The sequence below is a fragment of the Enterobacter sp. YSU genome (genome assembly GCF_016082135.1).
Classification (GTDB): Bacteria; Pseudomonadota; Gammaproteobacteria; order Enterobacterales; family Enterobacteriaceae; genus Enterobacter; species Enterobacter hormaechei_C.
The window spans coordinates 3,805,234-3,821,242 of record NZ_CP059487.1; the positions used below are offsets into that span (position 1 = coordinate 3,805,234).

Sequence of the window (16,009 nt, forward strand, 5' to 3'; positions counted from 1 at the left end):
TAAAAAAATCCACGCCTAAGCGTGGATTTTTTTTCATTCAAAACAAATCAAACGTTAAACAAGAAGTTCATCACGTCGCCATCTTTAACGATGTAATCTTTCCCTTCCGCACGCATCTTGCCTGCTTCTTTCGCGCCTTGCTCACCCTTGTAGGTGATGAAGTCTTCAAACGCGATAGTCTGCGCACGAATGAAGCCTTTCTCGAAGTCGGTGTGGATTTTACCGGCCGCCTGAGGCGCAGTCGCACCTACAGGGATGGTCCACGCACGCACTTCTTTCACCCCAGCGGTGAAATAGGTTTGCAGATTCAGCAGCTCATAGCCCGCGCGGATCACACGGTTCAGGCCCGGCTCTTCCAGACCCAGTTCGGCCATGAACTCTTCGCGGTCGGCGTCGTCCAGCTCTGCAATATCAGATTCAACGGCAGCGCAAACCGCTACCACCACAGAACCTTCCGCCGCAGCGATTTCACGCACTTTGTCCAGATACGGGTTGTTCTCGAAACCGTCTTCGTTAACGTTGGCGATGTACATGGTTGGCTTCAGGGTCAGGAAGCTCAGGTATTTGATCGCCGCTTTGTCTTCGTCAGTCAAGTTTTTCAGCGCGCGTAGCATGCCCGCGTTTTCCAGCTGTGGCAGACATTTTTCCAGCGCAGCCAGTTCCGCTTTCGCGTCCTTGTCGCCGCCTTTGGCTTTCTTCTGCACGCGATGAATCGCGCGTTCGCAGGTGTCGAGGTCAGAGAGCGCCAGCTCGGTGTTGATGACGTCGATGTCGTCAGCCGGATCCACTTTGTTGTTAACGTGGATAATGTTGTCATTCTCGAAGCAGCGCACAACGTGGCCGATCGCTTCGGTTTCACGAATGTTGGTCAGGAACTGGTTACCCAGGCCTTCACCTTTGGATGCGCCTTTTACCAGGCCCGCGATGTCCACGAATTCCATGGTGGTTGGCAGAATGCGCTGCGGTTTCACGATTTCCGCGAGCTGGTCCAGACGCGGGTCCGGCATTGGTACAACGCCGGTGTTAGGTTCGATGGTACAGAACGGGAAGTTCGCCGCTTCGATACCCGCTTTGGTAAGCGCGTTAAACAGGGTGGATTTGCCCACGTTTGGCAGACCGACGATACCGCATTTGAATCCCATTTCTAAATCACCTTAATATCTTGATAATCAATCCGTTAACGATAACCGATTGAAGAAAAGTAAATAACTACGCCTATTATACACGTAACCCGCGCGACGCGCGGTAAAAAAGCCCCAGGGCGCCGATTATTGCGCTTTGAAAGCGTGCAGTCGATTGGTGGCTTTTGTCAGGCCATCCTGAAGCCAAATCTCGGTGCAGCGGGCCGCTTCGTCCACCGCTTCGTCAATCAACTTCTGCTCAGAAACCGGTGGTTTACCCAGTACGAAACCAACAACTTTGTTTTTATCGCCCGGATGGCCGATTCCCACGCGCAAACGGTGGAAATTAGGGTTATTACCCAGTTTGCTGATGATGTCTTTCAGACCATTGTGGCCGCCATGACCGCCGCCCAGTTTGAACTTCGCCACGCCTGGCGGCAGGTCCAGTTCGTCGTGGGCCACCAGAATCTCATCCGGATTGATGCGATAAAACGTTGCCATGGCCGCCACGGCTTTGCCGCTCAGGTTCATAAAGGTGGTTGGCACCAGCAACCGCACGTCAGCACCCGCAAGATTGATGCGTGAGGTATACCCGTAAAACTTGGGTTCTTCACGCAGGGGAGCGCGCAAACGCTCCGCCAGCAGATCAACATACCAGGCACCGGCGTTATGGCGGGTAGCGGCATACTCTGCGCCCGGATTGGCGAGGCCGACAATCAGTTTAATCGTCACGATTTACTTCCTAATGGGTTCCAGATCTGGCGCGTAGTTTACTGTCTGGCGCGCCGCTTGACAAAGTTCTGCCTGCGGTACACCGAAATGCGAATAATTTCCTCTTTGAACAATTAGAATTTCAAGCTGTTCAATGTCTTATTTGTAAATTTTTGTCCGGGAGTGATCTGTAAATGTGATCATTCACGCAACTCATATAAGAGGCGTTGTCTATACTTTACACACAAGGAGAAGGGGCTTTTCCCCTGACAACCCAAAGTTCCGGAGGTGACATATGAAACGCAAAAACGCTTCAATGCTCGGTAACGTGCTAATGGGGTTGGGACTGTTCGTGATGGTCGCCGGTGTCGGTTATTCAATCTTAAACCAATTACCGCAGCTTGACCTCCCACAATACTTTGCGCATGGCGCGGTGCTGAGTATCTTCCTAGGTGCGGTATTGTGGCTCGCCGGGGCGCGCGTGAGCGGACATGAGGAAGTCTGCGATAAATACTGGTGGGTGCGCCATTACGATAAACGATGCCGCCGCGACCAGCGCAAGCATAGCTAGTGCCCCATAAAGAACACCGAAACGACTTCATCTGAAGTCGTTTTTTTTTGCATGACGCATTGACCCTCACGTAACGTAAGGCTCCAGAGTAACGACACTGGCAGAACAAAAGGAGCCGTTATGTTGATACAGGTGGGTGAACTGGCGAAACGTGCCGGGATCACCGTGCGGACTTTGCATCACTACGAGCAAACAGGGCTGTTGTTACCTTCTGCCAGAAGCGCGGCAGGCTACCGGCTTTATAACCTGGCGGATGTGCAGCGTCTGCATATGATCCAGACGCTGGCAAAAGCCGGGCTGGAGCTTGCCGAAATCAGGGATTTTCTGGAACAGCGTTCGCTGTCATTAGCCGAATTACTCGACGGGCAAATCACTCTGCTGGACAAGCAACTGCGTAGTATCCATACGCTGCGCAACCGGCTGGTGGAGTTGCGTACCGGGCTGACCGACGATGCGACGCCGGATCTGGAATCCTGGCTACAGACTCTGGAGTTAATGAATATGTACGATCGCTGGTTTAGCAAAGAAGAGTTGCAGCAACTGCCGTTTGCGGTAGAGAAAGAGGCGCTGGCGGATATCTGGTCGGGGCTGGTGACGGAGGTTAAACACTTGCTGGAACAGAACGTCAGCGTCACGGACGCGCGGGCGACCGATTTGGCTTCACGGTGGATGGAACGCCTGGAGCAGGATACCGCAGGCAAACCGGAATTTTTGACTCGTCTGAACGAGATGCACAGCGTGGAGCCGCAGATGCAGGAGCAAACCGGCATTACGCCGGAGATAACTGATTACATCACGCGGGCGTTTGCCGAATCAAAGCTCAGCATCTGGGAGAAATATCTCACTGCCGAAGAGATGGCCTTTACCCGGGCGCACTACTTTGAGCGGATGATGGAGTGGCCGCCGCTGGTGGCGAAGCTGCATCAGGCGCAGCGGGATAATCTCAGTCCCGCTTCTGACGATGCGCAAAAGCTGGCAGAAAACTGGCTGGTTTTATTCCAGTCCTATGCGGGAACAAACCCGCAGACCCAGCAAAAATTTCGCCTCGCCATGCAGCAGGAGCCGCATCTGATGAAGGGCACGTGGATGACGCCTGCCGTGCTTGAATGGCTCCAGCAGGCGATCGGGGTGATGATGCAAAGACGCGTCTCTGCATCAGATGACTCACAGATCCGCTAATGCAGCTTCACGGTTAGGGTAGAAGGACAATCGGCCAGGGATCGGCTGCACGCCCGCGCGCGCCATGGTGCGCAGGGGCTGGAATTCAAGGTTACTCACCCGCAGTTCACAGCCTTCCGGCAGGCGGGCAACAAAGCGCTGGAAGGCATCCAGACCGCCGGCATCCAGCACCGGGACGGCATCCCATTTCAGGACCACAATCCGTTTGCCCGCGATGCGGGACGCCAGATCGCTGAACAAACCTTCCGCTGCGGCGAAGAACAGCGGGCCAATCACGCGCAGCACCAGCACATCGTCAGGCACCTCAACGTTAACCGGGGAGAGACGCGTCATCTGCGCGATGCGGCGCATAAAGAGCAGCGAGGCCAGCACAATGCCGACGCTGATGGCGATAACCATATCGAACAGTACGGTCAGCGACATGCAGATCAGCATCACGATAATGTCGTCTTTCGGCGCACGGCGCAGCAGGTTAACCACCTTATGCGCCTCACTCATGTTCCAGGCCACCATCAGCAGCAGCGCAGCCATGGCAGAGAGTGGAAGCCATGAAAGCAGCGGGGCAAGGATCAGCAGCGCCATGATCACCAGCAGGGAGTGAATGACCGCCGAAACCGGTGATGTCGCGCCCGCACGTACGTTCGCGGCGGAACGGGCAATCGCAGCCGTAGCGGTAATACCGCCGAAGAACGGTGCAACGATGTTCCCTAAGCCCTGGCCGACCAGCTCGCTGTTGGCTTTGTGCTTAGTGCCGGTCATGCCGTCGAGCACGACGGCGCAGAGCAGGGATTCAATCGCTCCCAACATTGCCATGGAGAACGCGGCAGGCAGCAGAGCGCGAAGGGAATCCCAGCTTAGGGTGAAGCTTGAGCCCGGCATGTCCCACGGCAGAACCAGCTGCGGCAGCAGCTGCGGAATGCCGCTGCCCTGTGAGCCGTCCGCCAGAACATAGTGGAACTGGGAGCCAATGGTGGCGACCTGTCCACCGAGCAGGTTGACAACGCCCATCACCGCGCAGCCCAGCAGCAGAGCGGGCAGATGCCCCGGGAGACGAATGCCTAAGCGAGGCCAGACGATAAGTGTGCCGAGGGTAACGATGCCAATGGCTGCATCGCCCAGGTTGGCCGTCGGCAACGCCATAAACAGCGCGCCCACTTTCTGTAAATAGTGCTCCGGAACATGGGCCATTTGCAGGCCGAGGAAATCCTTAATCTGCATGGTCCCGATGGTAATCCCAATCCCCGAGGTGAACCCCAGCGTTACGGAAAGGGGAATATATTCAATCAGGCGACCAAAGCGGGCCAGACCAAACAGAATTAAAAAGATGCCGGACATCAGGGTGGCAACCAGCAGGCCTGCCAGACCAAACTGTTGGGAAACCGGGTAGAGGATCACCACAAAGGCGGCAGTCGGGCCGGAGACGCTGAAGCGGGACCCGCCCGTCAGCGCAATCACAATCCCCGCAACGGCCGAGGTGTACAGCCCGTACTGCGGCGCGACGCCGCTACCAATCGCCAGCGCCATCGCCAGCGGGATGGCAATAATCCCGACGGTGATCCCGGCTATCAGGTCACGAACAAAGCGTGACGATGTGTATTTCTCATTCCAGCAGGCGTCGATGAGGGCGCGAAAGGGCAGAACATGTGAGGAGGTTACGTTTTTCACAATTATCTATCATCCGTGTGCGCATCATCTGTCATGTGAATGGCAGGTGAAGGAGGCATAAGTCATACAAATAAATACTATAAACAAAAAAACCCGCCGTAGCGGGTTTTTTGGCCGTGTTCGATCAGTGTTCGAACATTGCAGAGATCGATTCTTCGTTGCTGATACGACGAATCGCTTCGGCCAGCATCCCGGACAGAGTCAACGTACGCACGTTTGGCAGCGCTTTGATCTCGTCGCTCAAGGGAATGGTATCGCACACCACAACTTCGTCAATGACGGAGTTACGGAGGTTATTTACCGCATTGCCGGAGAAGATCGGGTGAGTGGCGTAAGCGAATACGCGTTTCGCACCACGCTCTTTCAGCGCTTCAGCGGCTTTACACAGCGTACCGCCGGTATCGATCATGTCGTCCACCAACACGCAGTCGCGGCCAGCCACGTCACCGATGATGTGCATCACCTGAGAAACGTTAGCGCGCGGACGGCGTTTGTCGATGATCGCCATGTCGGTATCGTTCAGCAGCTTCGCGATAGCACGAGCACGTACCACGCCGCCGATGTCCGGAGAAACCACAATCGGGTTGTCCAGATTCAGTTGCAGCATGTCTTCCAGCAGGATTGGGCTGCCGAATACGTTATCAACCGGCACGTCGAAGAAGCCCTGGATCTGCTCTGCGTGGAGGTCAACCGTCAGTACGCGGTCAACGCCGACGCTGGACAGGAAGTCAGCGACAACTTTAGCGGTGATTGGCACACGCGCGGAACGGACGCGACGGTCCTGACGTGCATAGCCAAAGTAAGGAATAACAGCAGTGATACGGCCAGCAGAAGCACGACGCAGCGCGTCGACCATAACAACCAATTCCATCAGGTTGTCATTCGTTGGAGCACAGGTGGACTGGATGATGAAAATATCACCACCGCGTACATTTTCGTTAATTTGTACGCTGACTTCGCCGTCGCTAAAGCGACCTACAGCGGCGTCGCCGAGGGAAGTGTACAGGCGGTTGGCAATACGTTGTGCTAGTTCCGGGGTGGCGTTACCAGCAAAAAGCTTCATATCAGGCACGAGAAGAACCTCAGGCATGCGTCCAGTGGTGGATAGCGTTCGCCGCAAACTGCGGGGCCTAAGCAAACGCTATCCAGGCGGTGTATTAAAGAGCGCGATGCAACGTCTGGAACAGGGTGACGTTGTCACCGAAACTCAGTCTGCGCCAGAATGGCCTGCTGTAGGGGGGAGGTGTTCATCCCGCGTGCTACAAAACCATGCAGCCAAACCGGCGCTTGCTCAAGCACCTGACGAGCGGCGGTTTCGGTGTCAAATTCAGCAAAGACACAGGCCCCTGTACCGGTCAGGCGCGACGGCGCGTATTCTAACAGCCAGGAAAGCACCGCATCAACCTCGCGAAAACGTTTTCTTGCGATAACCTCGCAATCGTTGCTGAATTCACAATTTAATAACGTTTTTATTGACCGTGCCGGGGTATTTCTTTTCAGGTCAGGATCTTTAAAGATGACCGGGGTAGGAATGCTCACGCCGGGGTGAACGATCAGATACCATTTTTCCGGCGGATCGACCGGCGTGAGGATTTCACCGACACCTTCAGCGAACGCCGCGTGGCCGCGCACAAACACCGGTACATCGGCGCCCAGCGTCAACCCTAACGCTGCCAGTTCGTCCGTCGTCAGACCGCAGCCCCAGAGGTGGTTAAGCGCCACCAGTACGGTCGCGGCGTTTGATGAGCCGCCGCCAAGACCGCCGCCCATCGGCAGGCGTTTGTCGATACGGATATCCGCACCGCTTCCCGCCGGCAGACGACCCGACGTCGACGCCGTTTTCATCAGCAGGCGAGCAGCGCGCACGATCAGGTTATCGTCATGCGCCACGCCGTCGACCGGCGTCAGCAGGCAAATCTGCCCGTCCTGACGCGGTTCGATGGAGATGGTGTCGCCGTAATCGACAAACTGAAACAGCGTTTGCAGGGTGTGATAGCCGTCAGCGCGCTGCCCGGTAATGTAGAGAAACAGGTTCAGTTTTGCGGGAGAGGGCCAGTGGGTCATCATTTAACGATCCAGTTGTCCATTTTCAGCTTGATACGCTGGCTACCCTGCGTCAGCTCCATATTGGACGGCAGCGACGGTTGCGTCTTGCTGTCATACGCGCTGTACACCACTTTCCAGGTTTTACCGCCCTGGGTGTAGTTCACCTGGCTCAGACGGTATTGATCGTCGAGCATATAGTCGGTTGCGTCACCCGGCAGGCCGAGGATCCACTGGCGCAGACTATTGAGCGGAATCGGCATTCCGGTCAGCTTGCCAATCATCTCTTCGGCGTCGGTTGCCGTGTAGTGCTGGCCTTTGTTATCGGTGATCTGCGCTTCGCCAGGCTTCGCGTTAAGCTCCAGCTCGGTGCTGCCCAGCGGGTTCAGCAGCAGCAGGCGATAGTTGTCCTGACCCGTTTGCTGCCAGAAGAAGCGAGCGTAAACTTTTTGTTCGTCAGAGAGATAAGCAAATGCACCGCGGGTCTGGTACTGGCTTAATTTCAGCACGTCCTGCTGGTGCTGGCGCCACTGCGGTGAGTCAGGGCTTTTGCCCGGGCCTTTCGGCTGATGAACGGAACAGGCGGTCAGAACCAGGGCCGCCAGAGGCAGCAGGCGAATCATTCGGGTCATAATGATGACAAATCCTTGAGATACGTTGCAGTTATAACTGTTAATGCTAGCGTTGAAGGGTGCCACCGTCTACGTTCAAATTATCTCAAAGCGTGGCGTAAGCTATTACTCCGAAAGGGGGCAGTCTCTTTTATTGATCTCGCGCATCCTGTATGATGCGTCCTGCTAACCTTATTAACGCTGGTACTACTCCCGCTCAACATGACCCTATTAGCACTCGGTATTAACCACAAAACGGCCCCGGTTTCACTGCGAGAACGCGTTACGTTTTCGCCGGATACGCTCGACCTGGCGCTGGACAGCCTGCTTGCACAGCCGATGGTGCAGGGTGGCGTGGTGCTGTCGACGTGCAACCGTACCGAGCTGTATTTGAGCGTAGAAGAGCAGGACAACCTGCACGAGGCGCTGATCCGCTGGCTGTGTGACTACCACAACCTCAACGAAGAAGAGCTGCGCAACAGCCTGTACTGGCATCAGGATAACGATGCGGTCAGCCATCTGATGCGCGTGGCCAGCGGTCTGGATTCTCTGGTGCTGGGCGAGCCGCAGATCCTTGGCCAGGTGAAAAAAGCCTTCGCCGATTCCCAGAAAGGGCATCTGAAAGCCAGCGAACTGGAACGAATGTTCCAGAAGTCATTCTCCGTGGCGAAGCGTGTGCGAACCGAAACCGACATTGGCGCCAGTGCGGTTTCGGTTGCTTTCGCGGCCTGTACCCTTGCCCGTCAAATTTTTGAATCCCTGTCGACCGTCACCGTAATGCTGGTGGGGGCGGGCGAAACCATCGAGCTGGTGGCGCGCCATCTTCGCGAACACAAGGTGAAGAAGATGATCATCGCCAACCGCACCCGCGAACGTGCGCAGGTGCTGGCAGATGAAGTGGGCGCTGAGGTGATTGCGCTGAGCGACATCGATGAACGTCTGAAAGAGGCGGACATTATTATCAGTTCTACCGCCAGCCCGCTGCCGATTATCGGGAAAGGGATGGTCGAGCGTGCGCTGAAATCCCGCCGCAATCAGCCGATGCTGCTGGTGGATATCGCCGTTCCGCGTGATGTCGAACCGGAAGTGGGCAAACTGGCGAACGCCTACCTGTACAGCGTGGATGACCTGCAAAGCATCATTTCGCACAACCTTGCCCAGCGTAAGGCGGCGGCCGTGCAGGCGGAAACCATCGTTGAACAGGAAACCAGCGAATTTATGGCCTGGCTGCGCGCGCAAAGCGTCAGCGAGACCATCCGCGAATACCGCGGTCAGGCGGAGCAGGTGCGTGATGACCTGACGGCCAAAGCGTTAGCGGCCCTTGAACAGGGCGGCGACGCGCAGGCGATTATGCAGGATTTAGCCTGGAAACTGACCAACCGCCTGATCCATGCCCCAACCAAATCTCTTCAGCAGGCTGCCCGTGACGGGGACGATGAACGCCTGACTATTCTGCGCAACAGCCTCGGGCTGGAATAGCGCCCTATACCCATTTTCTAAGACAAGGTGCATTTACGCCTATGAAGCCTTCTATCGTCGCTAAACTGGAAGCTCTGCACGAGCGCCATGAAGAAGTCCAGGCGCTGCTCGGTGATGCCGGGACCATTGCCGACCAGGAACGTTTTCGCGCGCTGTCGCGTGAATACGCGCAGTTAAGTGATGTTTCAAAATGCTTTACCGACTGGCGACAGGTCCAGGAAGATATCGAAACCGCGCAGATGATGCTCGACGATCCTGAGATGCGCGAGATGGCGCAGGAAGAGTTACAGGACGCAAAAGCGCGTTCAGAAGAGATGGAGCAGCAGCTTCAGGTGCTTCTGCTGCCGAAAGATCCGGATGATGAGCGTAACGCCTTTGTGGAAGTCCGCGCCGGTACCGGTGGCGACGAAGCGGCGCTGTTCGCCGGGGATCTGTTCCGTATGTACAGCCGGTATGCCGAATCCCGTCGCTGGCGCGTGGAGATCATGAGCGCCAACGAAGGCGAGCATGGCGGCTACAAAGAGGTTATCGCCAAGATCAGCGGCGACGGCGTGTACGGTCGACTGAAATTTGAATCCGGCGGTCACCGCGTGCAGCGCGTGCCTGCGACAGAATCTCAGGGACGCATTCATACGTCAGCCTGTACGGTGGCGGTGATGCCGGAGCTGCCGGAAGCGGAACTGCCGGATATCAACCCGGCGGATCTGCGCATCGACACCTTCCGCTCTTCAGGGGCAGGTGGTCAGCACGTTAACACCACCGACTCCGCTATCCGTATTACTCACCTGCCCACCGGGATTGTGGTTGAGTGTCAGGATGAACGTTCCCAGCACAAGAACAAAGCTAAAGCGTTATCCGTGCTGGGCGCCCGTATCCACGCGGCGGAAATGGCGAAACGCCAGCAGGCGGAAGCCTCTACCCGCCGTAACCTGCTGGGCAGCGGCGATCGTAGCGACCGTAACCGTACCTATAACTTCCCGCAGGGTCGCGTAACCGACCATCGCATCAACCTGACGCTCTACCGTCTGGATGAGGCGATGGAAGGCAAGCTCGATATGCTGATTGAGCCTATCGTGCAGGAATACCAGGCCGACCAGCTGGCGGCACTGTCCGAGCAGGATTAATGGATTTTCAGCGCTGGTTACGCCATGCCGCCAGTGAGCTTTCTGCAAGTGAAAGCCCGAAGCGCGACGCCGAAATTCTGCTTGAGCATGTGACGGGTAAAGCCCGCACGTATCTGCTGGCTTTCGGCGAAACCGCGCTGACCGCTGAACAGCAATCGCAGCTGGAGGCGCTGCTTGCCCGCCGTAAAACCGGCGAGCCGGTGGCGCATCTGGTTGGCGAACGCGAGTTCTGGTCACTTCCGCTGTACGTTTCAGCGGCCACGCTGATCCCGCGCCCGGACACCGAGTGTCTGGTGGAGCAGGCGCTGGCGCGGTTACCGGCGCAGCCGTGTCAGATCCTCGATCTCGGTACTGGCACCGGCGCGATTGCGCTGGCGCTTGCCAGCGAGCGACCGGACTGCACCGTGACGGCGGTAGACGTGATGCCTGATGCGGTCGCCCTCGCGCGGCGCAACGTTGAACGGCTGGGGCTGAACAATGTTTCCGTTCTGCAAAGCAGCTGGTTTGCCGCGCTTGAAAGCCGCATGTTCGAAATGATTGTCAGCAATCCGCCCTACATCGACGAAGACGATCCGCATCTCGCGCAGGGCGACGTGCGTTTTGAACCGTTGACCGCGCTGGTCGCTGCGAATCAGGGACTTGCGGATCTCGATCACATTGTGACAACGTCACGACAATATTTGCTTCCCGGTGGCTGGCTGCTGGTGGAACATGGCTGGACGCAGGGAGAGGCGGTGCGAGCGCTGTTTACGCGTGCCGGATACGCTGCCGTGGAAACCTGCCGGGATTACGGCGGCAATGAACGTCTGACGCTGGGGCAGTGGTCATGAGCCTGTTTACGCTGCTGATCTCCGTTCACCTGATTTCCGTTGCCCTGACCATCGGCTTTTTCATTGCCCGCTACTGGTGGCGCTACAGCAACAATCCGCTAATTAACGCCCGCTGTGTACGCATTGCCCCGCACTGTATCGACACGGTGCTGTTCCTTTCCGGAGCCGGGTTAATGTGGAAAACCGGCTATCTGCCATTTACTGATAAAGGCGCATGGCTGACTGAAAAGCTGTTTGGCGTTATCATCTACATCGTTTTGGGTTTTATCGCGCTTGGGCGTCATCGTCCGCGCAGCCAGCAGACAGGGTTTATCGCCTTTTTGCTGGGTCTGGTGGTGCTGTACATCATCATTAAACTCGCCACCACAAGAATACCGTTACTGGGGTAAGTCATGAGGTCCTTAGCCGATTTCGAATTTAACAAAGCGCCGCTCTGCGATGGTATGATCCTGATTTCAGAGATGATCCGCGACGATTTTACGTCACAGTACGTTTACGCTGAACTGGAGAATCTGGTCAGCCTGGCGCGCGAAGAGATCAATCAGGCACGTCCGCAGGACTGGCAATTAGAGAAGCTGATTGAGCTTTTCTACGGCGAATGGGGTTTCTGCGACACGCGAGGCGTGTACCGCCTGTCTGACGCACTGTGGCTGGACCAGGTGTTGAAAAATCGTCAGGGCAGTGCCGTCGCGTTGGGCGCCATTTTACTGTGGGTTGCGCACGAGCTGGATATTCCACTGGTGCCGGTCATTTTCCCGACGCAGATGATTTTGCGGGCGGAGTGGCTGGACGGTGAGATGTGGTTAATCAATCCGTTTAACGGCGACACGCTGGATGAGCATACGCTGGACGTCTGGCTGAAAGGCAACATCAGCCCGATAGCTGAGCTGTTCAATGAAGATCTCGATGAAGCCGATAACGCCGAAGTGATCCGCAAGCTCCTGGATACGCTGAAGTCTGCGCTGATGGAAGAGCGTCAGATGGAGCTGGCTCTGCGCGCAAGCGAAGTGCTGTTGCAGTTCAATCCGGAAGATCCGTACGAAATCCGCGACCGCGGCCTGATTTATGCGCAGCTCGACTGCGAGCACGTGGCGCTGAATGATTTGAATTATTTCGTCGAGCAATGTCCGGAAGACCCGATCAGCGAGATGATCCGCGCGCAGATTAACGCGATCGCGCATAAACACATTACACTGCATTAATCTTAATTCCGATTCACACCTGAATAAGGCGATCCTATGAAACAAAAAGTGGTTAGCATTGGTGATATCAACGTGGCAAACGACCTGCCGTTCGTGCTGTTTGGCGGTATGAACGTTCTGGAATCCCGCGATCTCGCTATGCGCATCTGCGAACACTACGTGACCGTGACCCAAAAGCTGGGCATCCCGTACGTGTTTAAAGCCTCTTTTGACAAAGCCAACCGCTCCTCCATTCACTCCTACCGTGGCCCGGGCCTGGAAGAGGGGATGAAGATTTTCCAGGAGCTGAAACAGACGTTTGGCGTGAAAGTGATCACCGACGTGCACGAAGCGTCTCAGGCACAGCCCGTGGCTGATGTGGTAGACGTGATTCAGCTTCCGGCGTTCCTCGCTCGCCAGACTGACCTGGTAGAAGCGATGGCGAAAACCGGTGCCGTGATTAACGTGAAAAAACCGCAGTTCGTGAGCCCTGGCCAGATGGGTAACATCGTCGACAAGTTTATCGAAGGCGGTAACGACCAGGTGATCCTCTGCGACCGTGGTTCAAACTTCGGTTATGACAACCTGGTTGTGGATATGCTGGGCTTCAGCGTGATGAAGAACGTCTCTAACCAGTCCCCGGTGATTTTCGACGTGACCCACTCCCTGCAATGCCGCGACCCGTTTGGCGCCGCGTCTGGCGGGCGTCGTGCGCAGGTGACCGAACTGGCGCGCGCCGGTATGGCAACCGGCCTGGCGGGTCTGTTCATTGAAGCGCACCCGGATCCGGCTAACGCGAAATGCGACGGTCCATCCGCGCTGCCGCTGGATAAGCTGGAGCCGTTCCTGAAACAGATCAAAGCGATTGACGATCTGGTGAAGAGCTTCGACGAGCTGGATACCAGCAACTAATAAAAAAACCCGCTTCGGCGGGTTTTTCTTTGCCCGGCGGCGCTACGCTTGCGCGGGCCTACGGGTTTCGTAGGCCGGGTAAGCGCAGCGCACCCGGCAAAAAAATTACGCAAATATCGTCATCAGATACGCAATAAACAGCGCCATATGCGCCGCGCCGTTCAGCACATTGGTGCGGCCGGTGGAGAAGGATATCTGGCACAGCAGCAAGGATGCCACCATCACAATCATCTCTGGCGCACCCAGCGCAAACTGCAATTCATTTCCCGTCATAAAGGCAATCAACGTCACCACCGGAACGGTAAGGGAGATGGTCGCCAGAACGGAGCCGAAGAACAGATTCATCGCACGCTGCACCTGATTATTGAGCACCGCTTTCAGCGCTCCCAGGCCTTCTGGCGACAGGATCAACAGGGCCACCAGGAAACCGGTAAAGGCGACCGGCGCGTTCAGTTCAGTTAACAGCGCCTCCAGCGGGTTCGCATTCATCTTGGTGACCGCAATAACGGCAATCAGATGCACGATCAGCCAAACCGTATGCCACGCGCTGCTGTGCGCCGACGGCTTACCGTGATGCGGGTCATCGTCGTCGCCGTCGTCTTCATGCTCGTAAACAAACAGGCTCTGGTGGGTTTTGGTCTGGATCAGCAGGAACACGCCGTACATCGCCGCGGAAATCAGCGCCACCAGCAGCGCCTGGCCGGTGGTGAAATTTGCACCCGGCAGCGCCATCGGAAATACCAGCACAATAATCGCCAGCGGGAACAGGGCGATCAGGTACTGTTTAATGCCAAAGAGGTTCATGTACTGGGTGGCAAATTTGCGACCACCTAATAAAAGTGAAAAACCGACCAGGCCGCCGGTAACAATCATAATGATGGAGTAGAGCGTATCGCGCATTAGCGTTGGCGCGGCGTCGCCGGTGGCCATTAATGCGGAAATTAAACTGACTTCAAGAATCACAACCGAAAGGCTTAAAATTAATGACCCATACGGCTCTCCAAGACGGTGGGCTAACACATCCGCATGGCGTACCACGCTAAATGCACTGGTTAAAATACCCACCAGAGCCAGAATATTGATCCCCACAACCACTGGCAATGACTGACTGCTTCCCCAGAAGAGCAGCACAGCCAGTGCCAGAACCGGGAAAATGAGAGAGGTCTCCTTGTGGCGGGTTTTTACCGCCTCGTGTGTTGCTGTCATGTGTTTCTCCAACAATGCAGGTGCTTGTAATTATAGATAGATTTTAAAGGTATTAAATTAACAGAAATCTGTTAAATACCCTGTATTTTTTACTTAATTTTACCCTTTATTATAATTTTTATGTCTGAGGCTTATAATGCCTTATCTCTATTAAATCTTGGTTTAATAACAATGAATTGCATTTTTATATTGTTCATTTCTTTCTGTCGGGTGGCACCCTCGCGTATCGTCGTCCACACTTATCTTTTAGCCAAAAGAGAGGTTAACGATGCCATACAAATCGAAAAGCGAATTACCGGATAACGTGCAAAACGTATTGCCTGCCCACGCTCAGGATATCTACAAAGAAGCCTTTAACAGCGCCTGGGATCAGTACAAAGATAAAGAAGATCGCCGGGACGATGCCAGCCGTGAAGAGACGGCGCATAAGGTGGCCTGGGCCGCCGTGAAAAATGACTATGAGAAAGGAGACGATGATAAATGGCACAAAAAGAAATAGCCGCCAAATAACACGCTGCCTCCATTTTGACATTTCAGGCGGTTGATCTGCCGCTGTATTGCATCTGGCCCGCGAATTGCTTATCGTTGCTCAACTGCTGTTAAAATGAACAGCACAGAATGCCGGGAAGGCGAATTACAGATGTCGCAAGGAAGCATGCAGTGGCGGAGGTGGAATGTGTTAACGCGTGATTTCTTGATGAAGGCAGATTGTAAGACGGCATTTGGTGCTATTGAGGAATCGCTTCTGTGGTCGGCTGAACAACGTGCGGCGTCGCTTGCGGCAACGCTGGCCTGCCGCCCGGATGATGGCCCGGTCTGGATCTTTGGTTACGGCTCGCTGATGTGGAACCCGGCGCTCGAATTTGTTGAATCAGCAACCGGAACGCTGCCTGGGTGGCACCGCGCCTTTTGTTTGCGCCTGACCGCCGGACGCGGCAGCGCGTGCCAGCCAGGACGCATGCTTGCACTAAAAGAGGGCGGGCGCACCACGGGCGTGGCATACCGGCTGCCGGATACCACGCTGGAAGATGAGCTGACGCTGCTGTGGAAGCGCGAGATGATCACGGGCTGCTATATGCCCAGCTGGTGCAAGCTGGAACTGGATGACGGGCGCACCGTCAACGCGCTGGTGTTCATTATGGATCCGCGCCACCCGCTGTATGAAGCCGATACCCGAACCCAGGTGATTGCCCCGCTGATTGCCGCCGCCAGCGGACCGCTGGGCACTAACGCCCAGTACCTTTTCTCGCTCGATCAGGAGCTGACGCGTCTCGGCATGCAGGACGACTGTCTGAGTGAGCTGGTGGTGAAGGTGAAAGCGCTGCTGGAAGGGAACCCGCTCAGCAATACGCTGCGGCCGGGTTTTGCCTGATAAT

The 16,009-nt window shown here is 55.8% G+C and carries 17 protein-coding genes; 10 read left to right on the plus strand and 7 right to left on the minus strand.

Annotated features, from left to right (window positions below):
* Positions 1-47 precede the first annotated feature (47 nt).
* Together ychF and pth are read right to left on the minus strand one after the other, a co-directional pair.
* Positions 48-1,142, minus strand: a complete 1,095-nt coding sequence (ychF, locus tag H2Z33_RS18315) for a redox-regulated ATPase YchF (RefSeq protein ID WP_003856650.1) — start codon at positions 1,140-1,142, stop codon at positions 48-50.
* A gap of 126 nt (positions 1,143-1,268) precedes the next feature.
* Positions 1,269-1,853 (minus strand): aminoacyl-tRNA hydrolase, encoded by a 585-nt coding sequence (pth, locus tag H2Z33_RS18320; RefSeq protein ID WP_006810922.1) that lies wholly within the window; start codon positions 1,851-1,853, stop codon positions 1,269-1,271.
* Between the two features lie 274 nt (positions 1,854-2,127).
* On the opposite strand from pth, the gene ychH reads away from it, so the two are divergent.
* Both ychH and H2Z33_RS18330 read left to right on the plus strand, forming a co-directional pair.
* Positions 2,128-2,403 (plus strand): stress-induced protein YchH, encoded by a 276-nt coding sequence (gene ychH, locus H2Z33_RS18325; protein WP_003856655.1) that lies wholly within the window; start codon positions 2,128-2,130, stop codon positions 2,401-2,403.
* A 120-nt stretch (positions 2,404-2,523) separates the two neighbouring features.
* Entirely contained in the window at positions 2,524-3,582 is a 1,059-nt protein-coding gene (locus H2Z33_RS18330; protein ID WP_063134672.1) for a MerR family transcriptional regulator, read from the plus strand.
* Here H2Z33_RS18330 and dauA read toward each other — a convergent pair.
* The 4 genes from dauA to lolB all read right to left on the minus strand — a co-directional run bounded on the left by dauA (position 3,568) and on the right by lolB (position 7,922).
* Complete coding sequence (gene dauA / locus H2Z33_RS18335; protein ID WP_063134671.1) at positions 3,568-5,247, minus strand: C4-dicarboxylic acid transporter DauA; 1,680 nt, start codon at positions 5,245-5,247, stop codon at positions 3,568-3,570. The genes H2Z33_RS18330 and dauA overlap by 15 nt on opposite strands.
* A 124-nt stretch (positions 5,248-5,371) precedes the next feature.
* A complete protein-coding gene (prs, locus tag H2Z33_RS18340) occupies positions 5,372-6,319 on the minus strand; it encodes a ribose-phosphate diphosphokinase (RefSeq protein ID WP_003856663.1) in 948 nt (315 codons plus the stop codon).
* Positions 6,320-6,444: 125 nt separating this feature from the next.
* Entirely contained in the window at positions 6,445-7,314 is an 870-nt protein-coding gene (gene ispE, locus H2Z33_RS18345; protein ID WP_032669665.1) for a 4-(cytidine 5'-diphospho)-2-C-methyl-D-erythritol kinase, read from the minus strand.
* Positions 7,311-7,922: a lipoprotein insertase outer membrane protein LolB gene (gene lolB, locus H2Z33_RS18350; RefSeq protein WP_032669666.1), complete on the minus strand. Its 612-nt coding sequence runs from the start codon at positions 7,920-7,922 to the stop codon at positions 7,311-7,313. Before lolB ends, ispE begins: the two co-directional genes overlap by 4 nt.
* A gap of 201 nt (positions 7,923-8,123) precedes the next feature.
* Between lolB and hemA the strand changes: the two genes are divergently transcribed.
* The 6 genes from hemA to kdsA are packed head-to-tail and all read left to right on the plus strand — an operon-like array spanning position 8,124 to position 13,427.
* Complete coding sequence (gene hemA, locus H2Z33_RS18355) at positions 8,124-9,380, plus strand: glutamyl-tRNA reductase (protein WP_023296765.1); 1,257 nt, start codon at positions 8,124-8,126, stop codon at positions 9,378-9,380.
* A gap of 41 nt (positions 9,381-9,421) precedes the next feature.
* Positions 9,422-10,504, plus strand: coding sequence for a peptide chain release factor 1 (gene prfA, locus H2Z33_RS18360; RefSeq protein ID WP_003856667.1), 1,083 nt, complete (start codon positions 9,422-9,424; stop codon positions 10,502-10,504).
* Positions 10,504-11,334: a peptide chain release factor N(5)-glutamine methyltransferase gene (gene prmC, locus H2Z33_RS18365; protein WP_063134670.1), complete on the plus strand. Its 831-nt coding sequence runs from the start codon at positions 10,504-10,506 to the stop codon at positions 11,332-11,334. The genes prfA and prmC overlap by 1 nt, the downstream gene beginning before the upstream one ends.
* Complete coding sequence (gene sirB2 / locus H2Z33_RS18370) at positions 11,331-11,723, plus strand: invasion regulator SirB2 (RefSeq protein ID WP_047731102.1); 393 nt, start codon at positions 11,331-11,333, stop codon at positions 11,721-11,723. Before prmC ends, sirB2 begins: the two co-directional genes overlap by 4 nt.
* 3 nt (positions 11,724-11,726) lie before the next feature.
* Positions 11,727-12,536, plus strand: a complete 810-nt coding sequence (sirB1, locus tag H2Z33_RS18375) for an invasion regulator SirB1 (RefSeq protein WP_063134669.1) — start codon at positions 11,727-11,729, stop codon at positions 12,534-12,536.
* Between the two features lie 36 nt (positions 12,537-12,572).
* Positions 12,573-13,427 (plus strand): 3-deoxy-8-phosphooctulonate synthase, encoded by an 855-nt coding sequence (kdsA, locus tag H2Z33_RS18380; protein WP_003856671.1) that lies wholly within the window; start codon positions 12,573-12,575, stop codon positions 13,425-13,427.
* Between the two features lie 105 nt (positions 13,428-13,532).
* On the opposite strand, the gene chaA is transcribed toward kdsA, so the two are convergent.
* On the minus strand, positions 13,533-14,633 hold the full coding sequence (gene chaA / locus H2Z33_RS18385) for a sodium-potassium/proton antiporter ChaA (protein WP_003856672.1): 1,101 nt from the start codon (positions 14,631-14,633) through the stop codon (positions 13,533-13,535).
* 268 nt (positions 14,634-14,901) lie between these two features.
* Between chaA and chaB the strand changes: the two genes are divergently transcribed.
* Together chaB and H2Z33_RS18395 are read left to right on the plus strand one after the other, a co-directional pair.
* Positions 14,902-15,132: a putative cation transport regulator ChaB gene (gene chaB, locus H2Z33_RS18390; RefSeq protein WP_003856674.1), complete on the plus strand. Its 231-nt coding sequence runs from the start codon at positions 14,902-14,904 to the stop codon at positions 15,130-15,132.
* Positions 15,133-15,309: 177 nt separating this feature from the next.
* On the plus strand, positions 15,310-16,005 hold the full coding sequence (locus tag H2Z33_RS18395; protein WP_017384255.1) for a gamma-glutamylcyclotransferase: 696 nt from the start codon (positions 15,310-15,312) through the stop codon (positions 16,003-16,005).
* Positions 16,006-16,009 lie beyond the last annotated feature (4 nt).